Annotated in this window: 13 protein-coding genes and 1 pseudogene; 4 read left to right on the forward strand and 10 right to left on the reverse strand. The window is 66.1% G+C overall.

Annotated features, from left to right (window positions below; translation table 11 throughout):
• Positions 1-198: 198 nt before the first annotated feature.
• The gene (gene recD / locus P7A97_RS00595) at positions 199-2,028 is read left to right on the forward strand and encodes an exodeoxyribonuclease V subunit alpha (RefSeq protein WP_277687985.1); all 1,830 of its coding nucleotides are present in this window, start codon (positions 199-201) and stop codon (positions 2,026-2,028) included.
• 109 nt (positions 2,029-2,137) lie between these two features.
• Here recD and P7A97_RS00600 read toward each other — a convergent pair whose 3' ends face one another.
• Complete coding sequence (locus P7A97_RS00600) at positions 2,138-2,899, reverse strand: TerC family protein (RefSeq protein ID WP_277687986.1); 762 nt, start codon at positions 2,897-2,899, stop codon at positions 2,138-2,140.
• Positions 2,900-3,002: 103 nt separating this feature from the next.
• Entirely contained in the window at positions 3,003-3,938 is a 936-nt protein-coding gene (locus tag P7A97_RS00605; RefSeq protein WP_277687987.1) for an AEC family transporter, read from the reverse strand.
• A gap of 55 nt (positions 3,939-3,993) precedes the next feature.
• Between P7A97_RS00605 and P7A97_RS00610 the strand changes: the two are divergent.
• Positions 3,994-4,395 (forward strand): annotated as a pseudogene (locus P7A97_RS00610) (GFA family protein).
• A gap of 1 nt (position 4,396) precedes the next feature.
• Here P7A97_RS00610 and P7A97_RS00615 read toward each other — a convergent pair.
• From P7A97_RS00615 to P7A97_RS00640, 6 genes are all read right to left on the reverse strand, one after another.
• Complete coding sequence (locus P7A97_RS00615) at positions 4,397-6,346, reverse strand: DUF4105 domain-containing protein (protein ID WP_277687988.1); 1,950 nt, start codon at positions 6,344-6,346, stop codon at positions 4,397-4,399.
• A 2-nt stretch (positions 6,347-6,348) separates the two neighbouring features.
• Positions 6,349-6,669 carry a DUF2388 domain-containing protein gene (locus P7A97_RS00620; protein WP_277687989.1) on the reverse strand — a complete coding sequence of 107 codons (321 nt, stop codon included), beginning with the start codon at positions 6,667-6,669 and terminating at the stop codon, positions 6,349-6,351.
• 130 nt (positions 6,670-6,799) lie between these two features.
• Positions 6,800-8,248: an NAD(P)(+) transhydrogenase (Re/Si-specific) subunit beta gene (locus tag P7A97_RS00625; protein WP_277687990.1), complete on the reverse strand. Its 1,449-nt coding sequence runs from the start codon at positions 8,246-8,248 to the stop codon at positions 6,800-6,802.
• A 1-nt stretch (position 8,249) separates the two neighbouring features.
• Positions 8,250-8,564, reverse strand: coding sequence for an NAD(P) transhydrogenase subunit alpha (locus P7A97_RS00630; RefSeq protein ID WP_021700956.1), 315 nt, complete (start codon positions 8,562-8,564; stop codon positions 8,250-8,252).
• A gap of 11 nt (positions 8,565-8,575) precedes the next feature.
• Positions 8,576-9,697, reverse strand: coding sequence for a Re/Si-specific NAD(P)(+) transhydrogenase subunit alpha (locus P7A97_RS00635; RefSeq protein ID WP_277687991.1), 1,122 nt, complete (start codon positions 9,695-9,697; stop codon positions 8,576-8,578).
• Between the two features lie 387 nt (positions 9,698-10,084).
• A complete protein-coding gene (locus P7A97_RS00640; protein ID WP_277687992.1) occupies positions 10,085-10,609 on the reverse strand; it encodes an Mpo1-like protein in 525 nt (174 codons plus the stop codon).
• An 82-nt stretch (positions 10,610-10,691) separates the two neighbouring features.
• Here P7A97_RS00640 and P7A97_RS00645 point away from each other — a divergent pair, with 82 nt between their 5' ends.
• Positions 10,692-11,384: a Crp/Fnr family transcriptional regulator gene (locus tag P7A97_RS00645; protein ID WP_277687993.1), complete on the forward strand. Its 693-nt coding sequence runs from the start codon at positions 10,692-10,694 to the stop codon at positions 11,382-11,384.
• On the opposite strand, the gene P7A97_RS00650 is transcribed toward P7A97_RS00645, so the two are convergent.
• Positions 11,381-12,598, reverse strand: a complete 1,218-nt coding sequence (locus P7A97_RS00650) for an HDOD domain-containing protein (protein ID WP_277687994.1) — start codon at positions 12,596-12,598, stop codon at positions 11,381-11,383. The two genes, P7A97_RS00645 and P7A97_RS00650, sit on opposite strands and share 4 nt — an antisense overlap.
• 155 nt (positions 12,599-12,753) lie before the next feature.
• On the reverse strand, positions 12,754-13,305 hold the full coding sequence (locus P7A97_RS00655) for a TetR/AcrR family transcriptional regulator (protein WP_277687995.1): 552 nt from the start codon (positions 13,303-13,305) through the stop codon (positions 12,754-12,756).
• Positions 13,306-13,384: 79 nt separating this feature from the next.
• Here P7A97_RS00655 and P7A97_RS00660 point away from each other — a divergent pair, with 79 nt between their 5' ends.
• Positions 13,385-14,116: an SDR family oxidoreductase gene (locus P7A97_RS00660; RefSeq protein ID WP_277687996.1), complete on the forward strand. Its 732-nt coding sequence runs from the start codon at positions 13,385-13,387 to the stop codon at positions 14,114-14,116.
• The last annotated feature ends 90 nt before the right edge of the window (positions 14,117-14,206 follow it).

Raw genomic sequence — 14,206 nt, forward strand, 5'->3', positions numbered from 1 at the left:
CAACAACGCCCTAGGAGGGGCCTTGGCCGCGACTCAGGCAATCCCAGAGTTTCGCGGGCAAGCCCGCTCCTACAGAGCTTCCGGCTATGACGCAGGGGCTCCAGTGGGAGCGGCTTCAGCCGCGATGAGGCTGGTTTCGCGGCTGAAGTGGTGTGCCGCCCAGCCGCACCCACAATGGCTTCCTGGTTTGGAGGTCGCATGATCTTTTCCGATTTGCCCTTCGGTCCTCTGCAGCGCGCCCTGCTGGCCAGCCTGCAGCGTCTCGATCCCCGGGCCGACGAGGCCGTGCTGGCCTGCGCCGCCCTGTGCAGCGAGGCTCTGGCCGCGGGCGATGTGTGCCTGCCGCTGGCGCGGGTGGCAGGGCGCAGGCCCTGGCCGGAGTTCGATTTCGCCCTGCCGCCTTTGGCCGAGCTGCATGGCCTGCTGCGCGCCTCCACCCTGGTTGGCGCACCGGGTGACTTTGCTCCGCTGATTGTCGAAGGCGAGCGCCTGTACCTGGCGCGCTATCAGGCCTACGAGCAGCGCCTGGCCGAGCGCCTGCTGGCGATGTCCGCCGAGCGCCCCGAGGTGGATGAGGCCGTGCTGAGCGAAAGCCTGACGCGGCTGTTTTCGTTCAACACGCAACAGCCCGACTGGCAGCGCCTGGCCGCCGCGCAGGCGGTACGCCGGCGTCTGGCGGTGATCTCCGGCGGCCCCGGCACCGGCAAGACCACTACCGTGGTGCGCCTGCTCGCCGCGCTCTTGGAGCAACCTGGTGGTGACAGGCTGGCCATCGGCCTGGCCGCACCGACCGGCAAGGCGGCGGCACGCATGGCCGAGGCGATCCGCAATGCCAAGGCCAGCCTGCCACTGGCCGACGAACTCAAGGCGCTGCTGCCCGAAGAGGCGCGCACCCTGCACCGCCTGCTCGGCAGCCGTGGCGACAGTCCGGCGGTGCGCCACGACGCGGCGCGGCCACTGGCACTGGACGTGCTGGTGGTGGACGAGGCGTCGATGGTCGACCTGGCGCTGATGGCCAAGTTGGTCGCTGCCCTGCCGCCGCAGGCGCGGCTGATCCTGCTCGGCGACAAGGATCAGTTGGCCGCCGTGGAGGCTGGCGCGGTGTTTGCCGAGCTGTGTGAGGGGCGTGGCTTCGATGCTGAAGCGGCCGCCGAGCTGCAGCGCATCACCGGGCAGGCGGTGCCGATCGAAGCGCCACGCTCGGCGCTGGGTGATGCCGTGGTGCTGCTGAGCCACAGCCATCGTTTCGCCGGTGACAGCGGCATCGGCGAGCTGGCGCGCCGGAGTAATGCTGGCGATGCCGCCGGCACGCTCAATCTGCTGCGCGAGAACCGCGCGGATCTGGCCTGGCAAGCCGAGCCGAGCCAGGCCGCGCTGCTGGAGCGCTTGGAGCAGGGTTATGCGCCCTATCTCAAGGCCGCCCGCAAAGGCGATCCAAGCGAAGCCTTCGCCGCCTTCAACGCCTTCCGCGCGCTCACCGCCCAGCGCGAAGGCCCCTGGGGCGTGAGCGGGATCAACGAGGCGCTGGAAGCGCGGATCAAACGCCGCTATTCGTTGCCCGAGCGCGAGCGCTGGTATCCCGGCCGTGCGGTGATGGTGCGGCAGAACGACTATGCCCTCGGTCTGTTCAACGGCGATATTGGCATCTGCCTCGCTTCCGAGTATGGCCTGCGCGTCTATTTCGAGGGCGAAGACGGCTTCCGCGCCTTCGCCCCGGCGCGCCTGCCCAGCCACGACAGCGCCTTCGCCATGACCGTGCACAAGAGCCAGGGCTCGGAGTTCGCCGAAGTGCTGCTGGTTCTGCCGGAAAGCCCCAGCCCACTGCTGACCCGCGCGCTGTTCTACACCGGTATCACCCGCGCCAAGCAGAAAGTGGAAATCTGGGGCCTGCCGGCGCGTCTGGCCGAGGCGGTGAATACCAGGGCCGAGCGCGCGGCGGGGTTGGCCGAACGGTTGGGGGCGGGGCCGTGCGAGCGGTCACAACCACCGGCAGCAGTGACAGCAACGGATCAGCTCAGTCTGTTTTGACGATGCCCTCTCTCCCGGACTGAAGTCCGGGCTACAGTCCGGGCTACTTCGGGGTAGGGAATGAAAAACGGGGCCATTTGGCCCCGTTTTCTTTTGCGCGCGTTTCGGCTTATTCGCCCGGAATATCCTTGCGCAGCTTGACCGGGTCTTCCTTGCGGCCGCGGGCGATGCGCATGCGGATATTCAGCGCTTCGACGCCCAGGGAGAAGGCCATGGCGAAGTAGACGTAGCCTTTTGGCACATGCACTTCGAAGGCTTCGGCGATCAGCACGGTGCCGACCACCACGAGGAAGGCCAGGGCCAGCATCTTCAGCGACGGGTGCTTGTCGATGAAGTCGCTGATGGTGCCGGCGGCCAGCATCATCACCAGCACGGCGACGATGATTGCGGCGACCATGACCGGCACCTGGTCGACCATGCCGACGGCGGTGATCACCGAGTCGAGGCTGAACACGATGTCGATGATGGCGATCTGGATGATGGTGCCGATGAAGTTTCGCGCGGCGGTGTTGCCCGGCGTCTGCTCGGTTTCGTCCTCGCCTTCCAGGCTGTGGTACATCTCGGTGGTGCTCTTCCACAGCAGGAACAGGCCGCCGAAGAACAGGATCAGGTCACGCCCGGAGATACCCTGGCCGAACAGCTCGAACAAGTCATTGGTCAGGCGCATGATCCAGGTGATCGACAGCAGCAGAAGGATGCGGGTGATCATCGCCAGGGCCAGGCCGAACAGACGGGTGCGCGCCTGCAGGTGCGGCGGCATGCGCCCGACCAGGATGGCGATCATGATGATGTTGTCGATGCCGAGGACGATTTCCAGGGCGGTCAGGGTCAGAAAGGCAACCCAGATTTCCGGGTTGGTCAGCCATTCCATAGGGATTCCTTGGTGTGAGGGGCACGCGCCGTGAGCGGCGCGCGATTCTAGCGTCTGATTTGTGAAAAAAACGTCGAAACCGACCAGCGTCAGGTCGCCGTGCTCAATGGCTCAGCAGGCTCATCACCAAAGGCAGGCTGGCTGCGGCCAGCAGGGTTTGCAGGGTGATGATCCCGGCCATCAGGTGGCTGTCGCCGCCGAGCTGGCGGGTCAGCACGTAGGCGGTGGGCGCGGTGGGCAGGGCGAAGAACAGGATCAACACGCTGCTTTCCAGCGGTGGCAGCTGCAGCAGGCGGGCGACGGCGAAGGCCAGGGCGGGCATGGCCAGCAGGCGCAGGGCGCAGTTCCAGGTCAGCGCGGCCTTTTCCCCGCGCAGCTCCTGTGGGCGCAGCGCGGCGCCGACGCAGAGCAGGCCGAGCGGCAGGCTGGCCGCAGCCAGCAGACCGAGCAGGCGGTCGCTGCCGCCGGGCAGGCCGAGGCCGCTCAAGTTGACCAGGACGCCGGCCAGGCAGGCGAGGATCAGCGGGTTCTTCAGCACCGGCAGCAGCAGACCGCGGGCGCTGACGCCGCGGTCCGCCGACAGCGACCACACCGACAGCACGTTCACCGTCGGCACCATCAGCGCCAGCAGCAGGGCGGCCAGTACCAGGCCGGGCTGGCCATGCAGGCTGCCGATGGCGGCCAGGCCCAGATAGGTATTGAAACGCAGGATGCCCTGACTGAATGCGCCGAAACGCGCCGCCGGCCAGCCGCGCAGGCGGCGCAGTAGCAACAGGCCGAGCCAGCTGGCACCGAGGGCGCAGAACACCGCCAGGGCCAGTTGCGGCAGTGCCGGGTTTTCCAGCGGCGCGGTGGCCAGGCTGTTGAACAGCAGGGCGGGAAACAGGATGAAGTAGTTGAGGCGCTCGGCCTCGGGCCAGAAGGCTTCGCCGGGAAACTGCCAGCGGCGCAGGGCGTAACCGGCAATGATCAGGGCGAACAGGGGCCAGAGGGCTTGCAGGAGAGTGGTCACGGCGTTTTCCAGGCGCAAAACAGGCATCTTGGGCAAAACGCCGATGCCGCGCTAGGGTGAAAAGCTGATCAGGAGGACGACTATGGTCGAATCCATTGCCGGCGGCTGCCACTGTGGCCGTTTGCGTTACCGCATCGATGCTCCCGTGCAGGACATTGCCCACTGTCACTGCTCGATCTGTCGGCGCACCACCGGCGGCATCGTGACCACCTAGATGACGGTGCCGCTCGCCAGCTTTCAGTGGCTGCGTGGCACGGCGGCCGCATATGCCTCATCGGCCAGCTGTACCCGCTACTTCTGCAGCGATTGCGGCTGTCATCTGGCGCTGTTCACCCGTCTCAGTTCGGACAGCCTGGATGTTACCGTGGCGAGCCTCGATCACCCCGAGCAGGCACCTGCCGACCGGCATATCTGGGTCAGCAGCCGCTTGCCCTGGTTGCAGCTCGATCCGCAGTTGCCGGCAGAGGACGAGGAAGCGTTATGACTCAGGGCAGGCGCAATCCGCCGCTGGCATCGTGTAGCTGGCGCAGGTGCGCGCCCAGGCTTTTCAGGTTGGCCTCGCTGGCTTCGACCTCGGCCAGCAGTGCAGGCTCCAGCAAGGTGCGCACCTCCTGATCGAGGCTGTCGCTGAGTTGGCGCAGGCGTGCCTGGCGGGCCGTGCTTTCGGCTTCCAGGCGCTGCCATTCGCCGGGTTGCGGCAGACCGTAACCGGCGTCGAGCAGTTCGGCCGGGCGGCTGAGGAAGCCGCTGTTGGCGAGGATTTCGCGCAGGGTGGCATCGGCCTCGCTGAAGCGTTGATCCTGGGCGTCATTGCGGGCACTCAGGTAGCGCTGCTTGAGTTGTTCCTGGGCCTGCAACAGCTGGCGGCGCAGGGCAGCCTGTTCGAGCAGCAGCAGGGCGGCGCTGGCGCGCAGATCGGCTGGCTCGATCCAGGCCTGGCGCTGTTTGGCCGGTAGATCCAGCCAGTCCTCCACCCGCTCCTGGGTGATTGGCAGGCGTTCGCGCAGGATGGCGAACATGGCCTGGTAGCGCTCGCGGAAGGAGTCGAAGTGATAGCCCAGACGCAGTGCCTCACGGCGATCATCGAGCACGCTCATGTCGGCCAGACCGCGCCCGGCGAGCAGGGCGAGCAGGCCGTTGGGCATGATGCTGTCCAGCGCCTGCAGCTGACGCTGGCCGCTGCCGCTACGCAGCAGCTTGAGCGTTTCCACCGCGCAGTTGTTGGACAGGAACCAGTAGTCGCCGTCATAGCTCCAGTGCTGCTCGGCAGCGCGCGCGACCAGTTGCTCGAGTTCATCGCGGCTCAGCTTCAGTGGAACTGAGGCCAGGCTGCGCAGCTCGATCTTGGTGTACTCCTCAATCACCTGTTCCAGCGGCAGGATGAACAGCCGGGAAGGGTAGACGCCGGTCAGGCCGTCCCAGCTGGACAGCTGCACGTCGCCGACAAAGGCGCGGTAGGACAGCACCAGGTGATGGCTCAGGTCCAGACGACAGGCCGGGCCGCGCGGTTTGCCTGGGGCGCAGATGACCAGGCGCAGCATGCTGTGGCCCCAGCGGCTGGCCCATTGGTCGTTGGCTTCGGCGAGCAGGTAGTCGACTTCATAGACCTGCTCGGGGTCGAGCTGGCCCAGCGGCTGGCGGGCGAAGTCGCGTCCGGCGTTGAGGTAGGGGTAGCTGTCGGGGCAGGTGTTCTGCTCGGCAGGTTGCCAGGCGAAGTGCTGGCGCAGGTAGCGCTGCAGGCTGGGGCGGCGGCAGGCATAGCTGGGGTCGAGCAGGAAGTACTCCATGTTCACCGCGAGGAATTCACGCGGGTTGCTCAGCTCATAGTTGTCCGGACTGCGCGCCACCTGGCCGTTATCCGATTCACGGGCGCCGCGCTTGCCCACGGCCTGCTGCCAGCCGGCCAGGTCAAGCAGACGCGGGTCGTCGCTGAGGCTGAAGCGGCGTTCTGCCTGCCCCCTGCACTCGTCGCGCAGGCCGACCGGGCCGCTGCGTGCCAGGTCGAGCTTGCAGCGTTGTTGCAGGCGCCGCTCGGCCTGCGGCCAGAGGCGTGCACGGTCGTACAGGTGGGTCAGTTCATGCAGCACGGTGGCCAGCATCTCGCGTTGCAGGTTGCCGTGGCTGCGGCCGTTGTCGGCTCGCGCCTGGGCCGGGTCGAGCAAGCGTGGAAGCAAGCGGGCGTTGAGGCTGAGCGCGTCGAGGCGGGTGATGCGGCCGTAGGCTTCGGCAGGCAGATCGTCAGACCAGCTTACCGTCACTTCACGATCCAGGCGCTGGATGAAGCTCGGCGGCAGATGGGCCATGGCCTGGTCGAGCAGGGCCCGGCTGGCCTGCTGCTCGCTCGGGCTCAGGGTGCTGCTATCCAGCGTCAGGCGCAGCTCGGCCGTGGCTGTCCCGCCCAGCAGGAGCAGTGCCGCCAGCCACGCGGCGCGCATGATCACAGCGCGAGAATGGCTTCGGCCAGTTGCAAGTCGGATGCCTGGCGCGCTTCCGGCAGACGCTCGCGCAAGGTGCCGAAGGCAGCCTCCAGCTGAGCGCCGCGCAGGTCGCCCTCGCTGGCCACGAAGCTGGCCGCCTCGTCACGAGCGGCGCGCACGACTTTCATATCGCGTACTGAAGTCGTGGTGTCGGAGGTGAAGTCGAGGCTGCGATCCAGAGCGCGGACGAGGATATTGCTGGTGGCGACCAGGGTTTGGGCTTGGATGGTGGCGGCGAAGCAGAGAGACGAGAGGACAACAGCGGACAGCAGGCGGCGCATGGGGGCTCCGGGAGCAGAATCAAAGTGTGTATTGGACGAAAATAGACGAGCCCAGTTCAAGGGGCTATCGCATGGAGCACAAAAAACCCGGCACAAGGCCGGGTTTTTCTATTGGCTTGGAGAAAGCGCCTTACTCGACCGCCTTCACCATGTCCTCGATGACCTTCTTCGCGTCGCCGAACACCATCATGGTCTTGTCCATGTAGAACAGTTCGTTGTCCAGGCCGGCGTAGCCGCTGGCCATGGAGCGCTTGTTGACGATGATGGTCTTGGCCTTGTAGGCCTCGAGGATCGGCATGCCGGCGATCGGCGACTTCGGATCGTTCTTCGCCGCCGGGTTGACCACGTCGTTGGCGCCGAGCACCAGGACCACGTCGGTCTGACCGAACTCGGAGTTGATGTCTTCCATCTCGAACACCTGCTCGTAAGGCACTTCGGCCTCGGCCAGCAGGACGTTCATGTGGCCCGGCATACGGCCGGCCACCGGGTGGATCGCGTACTTCACGGTTACGCCGCGATGGGTCAGCTTCTCGGCCAGTTCCATCAGCGCGTGCTGGGCACGGGCCACGGCCAGGCCGTAGCCCGGGACGATGACCACGGTGTCGGCGTTGGTCAGCAGGAAGGCGGCGTCGTCGGAGGAGCCCGACTTCACGTTGCGCTCCTGCTGGGCGCCGGCCGGGCCGCCGGCATCAGCGTCGGCACCGAAGCCGCCGAGGATGACGTTGAAGAACGAGCGGTTCATCGCCTTGCACATGATGTACGAGAGGATGGCACCCGAGGAACCGACCAGCGAACCGGCGACGATCAGCATCGAGTTGTTCAGCGAGAAGCCGATACCGGCCGCTGCCCAGCCCGAGTAGCTGTTGAGCATCGACACCACCACCGGCATGTCGGCGCCGCCGATCGGGATGATGATCAGCACGCCGATGACGAAGGCCAGCGCCACCAGGATGGCGAAGGCGGTGATGTTGCCGGTGAAGGTGAAGTACAGGCCCAGGGCCAGGATCGCCAGGCCGATGACCAGGTTGACCATGTGCTGGCCTTTGAACACTACCGGGGCGCCCTGGAACAGGCGGAACTTGTACTTGCCCGACAGCTTGCCGAAGGCGATCACCGAACCGGAGAAGGTGATGGCACCGATGGCCGCGCCGAGGAACAGCTCCAGGCGGTTGCCGGCCGGGATGGCATCACCCAGGTTGGCGACGATGCCCAGCGACTGCGGCTCGACGACTGCGGCGATGGCGATGAAGACTGCGGCCAGGCCGATCATGCTGTGCATGAAGGCGACCAGTTCCGGCATCTTGGTCATTTCCACGCGCTTGGCCATGATCGAGCCGGCGGTGCCGCCGACCAGCAGGCCAACCAGTACGTAGGCGAGGCCAGTGGCGGCGCCGCCTTCGGCCATTTCCGCGCCCAGTTTGAACACCAGGAAGATGGTGGTGACCACGGCGATGGCCATGCCGACCATGCCGAAGGCATTGCCCTGGCGCGAGGTGGTCGGGTGGGAGAGGCCCTTGAGTGCCTGGATGAAGCACACCGAGGCGACGAGGTACAGCAGGGTGATCAGGTTCATGCTCATCTTATTTGCCCTCCGCCTTGGCTTTGGGCGCCTTCTTCTTGAACATTTCCAGCATGCGGCGGGTGACCAGGAAGCCACCGAACACGTTGACCGCGGCCAGGGCCACGGCGAGGGTGCCCATGGCCTTGCCCAGCGGGGTCACGGTCAGGGCGGCGGCCAGCATGGCGCCGACGATGACGATCGCGGAGATCGCGTTGGTCACCGCCATCAGCGGGGTGTGCAGGGCCGGGGTAACGTTCCACACCACGTGGTAGCCCACGTAGATGGCCAGCACGAAGATGATCAGGTTGTAGATGCTGGGGGAGATCAGTTCCATCTCGCGACTCCTTAACCGTTCTTGCGCACGACTTCACCGCCCTTGCACATCAGGCAGGCGGCGACGATGTCGTCTTCGAGGTTGAGCTGGAACTGGGCTTCCTTGTCGATCACGAGCTTGAGGAAATCCAGCAGGTTGCGGGCGTACAGGGCGGAGGCATCCGCCGGTACCAGCGCGGCCAGGTTGGTGTGGCCGACGAGGGTCACGCCGTGCTTGACCACGACCTGGTCGGCCTCGGTCAGCGGGCAGTTGCCACCTTGGGCCGCGGCCAGGTCGATGACCACGGAGCCCGGCTTCATCTCGGCAACGGTGGCCTCATGCAGCAGGGTCGGCGCCTTGCGGCCCGGGATCAGCGCGGTGGTGATGACGATATCGGCCTGCTTGGCGCGCTCGTGCACGGCCTTGGCCTGGCGCTCCATCCAGGATTGCGGCATCGGGCGGGCGTAACCGCCGACACCCTGGGCGCACTCGCGCTCTTCATCGGTCTCGAACGGCACGTCGACGAACTTGGCGCCGAGCGACTCGATCTGCTCCTTCACGGCAGGGCGCACGTCCGAGGCCTCGATCACCGCACCCAGGCGCTTGGCCGTGGCGATGGCCTGCAGGCCAGCGACACCGGCGCCGAGGATCAGCACGCGGGCGGCCTTCACGGTACCGGCGGCGGTCATCAGCATCGGCATGAAGCGCGGATAGTGGTTGGCGGCGAGCATCACGGCCTTGTAGCCGGCGATGTTGGCCTGCGAACTCAGCACGTCCAGGCTCTGCGCGCGGGAGGTACGCGGCGCGGCCTCCAGGGCGAAGGCGGTGATGCCGCGGGCATTCATGCGCGCGATGGTGTCGTTGCAGAACGGGTTGAGCATGCCGACCAGCACAGCGCCGGACTTCATGTGGGCCAGTTCGGCTTCGGTCGGGGCGACCACTTTCAGCACCAGGTCGGCACCGAAGGCGGCGGACTCGTTGCCGATGGCCGCGCCGGCGGCTTCAAAGGCGCTATCAGGGATGCTGGCGCTGACGCCGGCACCCGCCTGGACGGTCACCTGGTGGCCTTGGCCAACCAGTTTCTTGACGGTCTCGGGCGTCGCGGCAACCCGCGTCTCCCCGGCGTGGGTCTCGAGAGGAACACCGATGTGCACTTCATAATCTCCTGCGTGATCTTTTAGGTGAACCCGCCTACTACGCTGGTACGCGGGCAAAAAGGGGATCAGCACAAACCGCCCCACAACAGGGCGGGCGCGGCATTGTGCAGGCGATTGGCAGGGGCATCAAGAATTTATGAAGCGGCACCGTGGAATAACTACAAGTCACGCGGTGACCAAATAATTGTCACGCGCCCTGCAAAGTGCCGTCAGCGCTGGGATGGCGCTAAATTGCGGATGAACAAAGGGATTGCGGGTTATCAGGGAGCTGAATGACCGTTTGTCAGTCACAGCCAATACGCAGGCGGATGTCGCAAAGTCGACAGACGGAGTCGTTCTTGTAGTGATGCCGGCAGAGGCACTACCTGCTGCCGGCAGGGCATTTCATGCCAGCGCCTTGCGCGGGCGAATGCAGGTCGGGCCGGCGCGCTTTTCCACGGCTTCCTGCACATCCGGGCGCAGGCCGAGCAGGAAGCCCAGTTCGGCGACCACGAACAACGGGCCGACTACCAGGCCCATCAGGTCATCGACGAAGGCGGGTTTGCGCCCTTCGTAGTAGTGGCCGATGAACTGGATGATCCAGCCGACCACGAACAGGCCGAGGCCGCTACCTAGCCAGACCAGGGTGGATTGCTGGGCCAGCGTGGCACCGGCCCACAGACACAGCGCCAACAGGGCCGCCATGAGCAGGCCGAAGTGCAGGTCCAGGCGCAGGTAGAAGGTGCTGGCGGCCAGCGCCGTGAGCAGTGCCGGCGAGCCCCACAGGCCGGCGAGGTCCCAGCCTGGGCGCGACAGCAGGATGGCGACGGCGACCACGATCATCGGAATGCCGATGAAGTGGCTGAGGATATTGCGCCGGTCGCGGTGGTATTCGGCGTATTGGGCGAGATGATCGACGAGGGTTTTCATTGTTATGGTCCTCAGCAAGGCAGGTTGCTGGCATGATCGCGGCAGCAGCCGATACACGACTGTCAGTTAGGCGACAAAGCCCATGCCCGATAATCCCGCCACCTATCTAACCCTGCTGCAAAGCGGCCAGTGGTTCAGCCACCTGCCGCCGGCTTTGCGTGCCGCCCTGCTGGACAAGGCGCGCCTGCTCCGGCTTGAGCCGGGCCAGCGTCTGTTCTGTCGAGGTGACCCGCCCTGCGGCCTGTACGCCGTGCTGGAGGGAATGATGCGGGTCGGCGCGGTCGGTCGGGACGGCAAGGAAGCCTTGCTGACCCTGGTCGAGGCGCCCTACTGGTTTGGCGAGATTTCCCTGTTCGATGGCCAGCCGCGTACCCATGACGCCTATGCGGAAGGTCCGACCCGTCTACTGCAGGTGCCGCAGGCTGCTCTGCTGGAGTTGCTGGAGCGCGAACCCGGCTACTGGCGAGATTTCGCCTTGTTGATGAGTCAAAAGCTGCGCCTGACCTTTATCGCCCTAGAGCAGATGAGTCTGCTGCCCGCCGCCCAACGCCTGGCGCAGCGTTTGCTGCTGATGGCGGAGGGGTATGGCGAGATTGGACCGCGGCAGACACTGCACCTGGCTCAGGAGCAGCTGGCGCTGATGCTCGGGCTGTCGCGGCAGACGACCAATCAGATCCTCAAGGAGTTGCAGGTGCGCGGCGTGGTGCGCCTGACCTATGGCGAAATCGAGATCGCCGACCTCGCTGGCCTGCGCCAGGCCGCAGAAGCCGGCTAGGCCGAACGCCGCAAGTGCGTCGGCACTCCATGCAGCAGCTCGCTGCGTAGACGCAGCAGGCGGGCAGGACGCGACTCGATCAGTGCCTGCGGGTTGCCGTCAGCAGGCAGCTCCAGCAGGGCCGCGCTGAGGTTGAGTACCAGGGCTTCGCGGCTGAATACGCCGCTGCCGAGCTGGTAGAACGCGGCGATCAGCTCGCGCAGGCCCAGTGGCAGGCGCCAGCGCATGCGCAAGGCCGAGCCGAAGCCTGAGGCGCGCTTGTTCAGGCAGGCAGCGATCTGTTCGTCGCTCAGCTCCCCGCCCAGGTTCAGCCAGTCCTGCAGGCTGCGCAGCAGCGCCAGTTCGCCGATGTTGTGCAATAGGCCGGCGGTGTAGCACAGCTCATGGTCGAGGCGCAGTTGTGCAGCCAGCCAGTGGGCCAGCTCCGCGCATTGCTGGGCCCGGTCGCCGGCCTGGGTCGCTGCTTCGCGTAGGCGCGGGTCCTGCAGGCGGGCGTTGCGCTGTACGGCCAGCCCCAGCACCAGATTGAGGCTGTGGGCGATGCCCAGGCGTTGCATGGCCTGGGGCAGGGTCTGGCAGATGCCGCTGCGCTGTTCGGCCGCGCTGTTGGCGGCGGCGATCAGGCGTGCGGTGATTTGCGGGTCGCGGGCAAAGTCGCGGGCCAGGCTGCCCAAGTCGCTGTTGGCGGCTTGCAGGCAGGCGCTGACCGCGTCGCGTACCTCGCTCAACAGTGGCGCACCCTGGCCTTCTTCGCGTACATCGTCGAGGTACTGCTCCAGGCTGGCTGCCGGCAGGGCTTTGCTGGCCGGGAGGTTGGCCGCATTGGCCGCCGGTAACAGGCTGGCAATCTTCTGGCGCAACAGTTCGGCGTTGAAGGGGCGGGCCAGGTAGGCGGTCGGGGCGAGGGGCAGCACTGCCCGCACACTTTGGGTGTCGACCCGGCGGCTGATCAGGATGCAGGGCAGGGCAGGGGTTCTCGGGTGGCGCCGCAGTTGGCGCAACAGCTCGATACCGTCGACACCGGGCAGCTCACCATCGGCAATCACCAGGTCGGGGAGGCGGCGCCTGCAACTGGCGAGCGCGGCTGTGCCGTCATCCAGGCGCTGGACGCGTGCATCACTGCGCACATCCAGCACGAGCTGGGTCAGCAGTTCGGCAGTCCAGGGGTCTGCTTCGGCAATGAGGATTTCAGGGCTGACGGCCGAGGCGGACATGGATGACTCGAATAGTGGCAAAGTAATGGCGCCAATATGGCGGCGCGCATTCTACGGTTTGCCCGATTTTTATCCAGATAATGCCGACGACCAGCGAGTCATCTAGCGCTGGATGCAACGCTAGCCCGATAACTGCAGGCCGGCATTGCCCTGAGTCAATCCAGGCTGCGGTCGATCATCGCTCTGCTGGCGGTCAGCACCTCGGCTTGTCGCGGTGGGCTTGCCAGCATACGGGCCACGACCAGTGCACCGACACATTGGGCAAGGATCGCCCAGGCCAGTTGCGGATCGGCCAACTCCTTGGCCCAGGCCTGTTGCAGGCGTACCAGCCAATGCTCGGCGCGTTCGCGCACGCTGCTGTCGGCGCGGGCGATTTCGGCCCCCAGGGTGGGGATGGCGCAGCCGCTGTCCGGTTGTTCCACATGCTGCAGGCTCAGATACAGATCCAGGCAGCGCTTCAGCTTGTCGCGACTGGCATCCTCGCTGCCGAGCAACGTCAGGCTTTGGCTCAGCTCGCGCTCGACGATGGCGGCGAAGAGTTCATCCTTGGAGGCAAAGTGGCCATAGAAGGCGCCGCCGGTCAGGCCGATGGCTTTCATCAGGCCGTCCACGCCGGTGCCGGCGAAGCCGCCGCGCTTGGCCAGTGCGCCGCTGCTGGTCAGCAGCTTCTCGCGGGTCTGGGCCTTGTGTTCGGCGGAATAGCGCATGACGGACTCTCTGCTTGACGGGTGTTGGAAGCGTAGCATAACGTTCGTTTACTAAGTGATCGTTTAGTAAAGGTGGCGCATGAGCAACGACAAGAAAGTGGTGCTGGTCATTGGTGCGGGTGACGCGACCGGCGGTGCCATCGCCAAGCGTTTTGCCCGCGAGGGGTATGTGGCCTGCGTGACCCGGCGCAGTGCCGACAAGTTGCAGCCGCTGGTCGATGAGATCCGCGCGGCGGGCGGCGAGGCTCATGGCTTTGCCTCCGATGCACGCAAGGAGGAGGCGGTGGCTGAACTGGTCGAGACGATCGAGCGCGATATCGGCCCGATCGAGGCCTTCGTCTTCAATATTGGCGCCAATGTGCCATGCAGCATCCTCGACGAGACGGCGCGCAAGTACTTCAAGATCTGGGAGATGGCCTGCTTCTCCGCCTTTCTCACTGCCCAGGCGGTGGCGCGGCGCATGGTCGTGCGCGGGCGCGGCACCATTCTGTTCACCGGGGCCACCGCCGGCCTGCGCGGTGCCGCCAATTTCGCCGCCTTCGCCGGCGCCAAGCACGGCGTGCGTGCCCTGGCGCAGAGCATGGCGCGCGAGCTGGGGCCGCGGAATATCCATGTCGCCCATGTGGTGGTGGACGGCGCCATCGACACCGCCTTTATCCGCGACAGCTTTCCCGAGATGTACGCGCGCAAGGAGCAGGACGGCATCCTCGATCCCGAGCATATCGCCGACAACTACTGGTTCCTGCATGCCCAGCCGCGCGATGCCTGGACCTTCGAGCTGGATCTGCGCCCCTGGATGGAGAAGTGGTAACGCGCACCGACCCGCTGCGCGGCGCCCAGGCGTCGTTGGCACAGCGGTGCGAAATGCTCATTGGCAGTAGCCAACTGCGCTTTCTCCCCG

Source organism: Pseudomonas sp. GOM6 (assembly GCF_029537485.1).
GTDB lineage: Bacteria > Pseudomonadota > Gammaproteobacteria > Pseudomonadales > Pseudomonadaceae > Aquipseudomonas.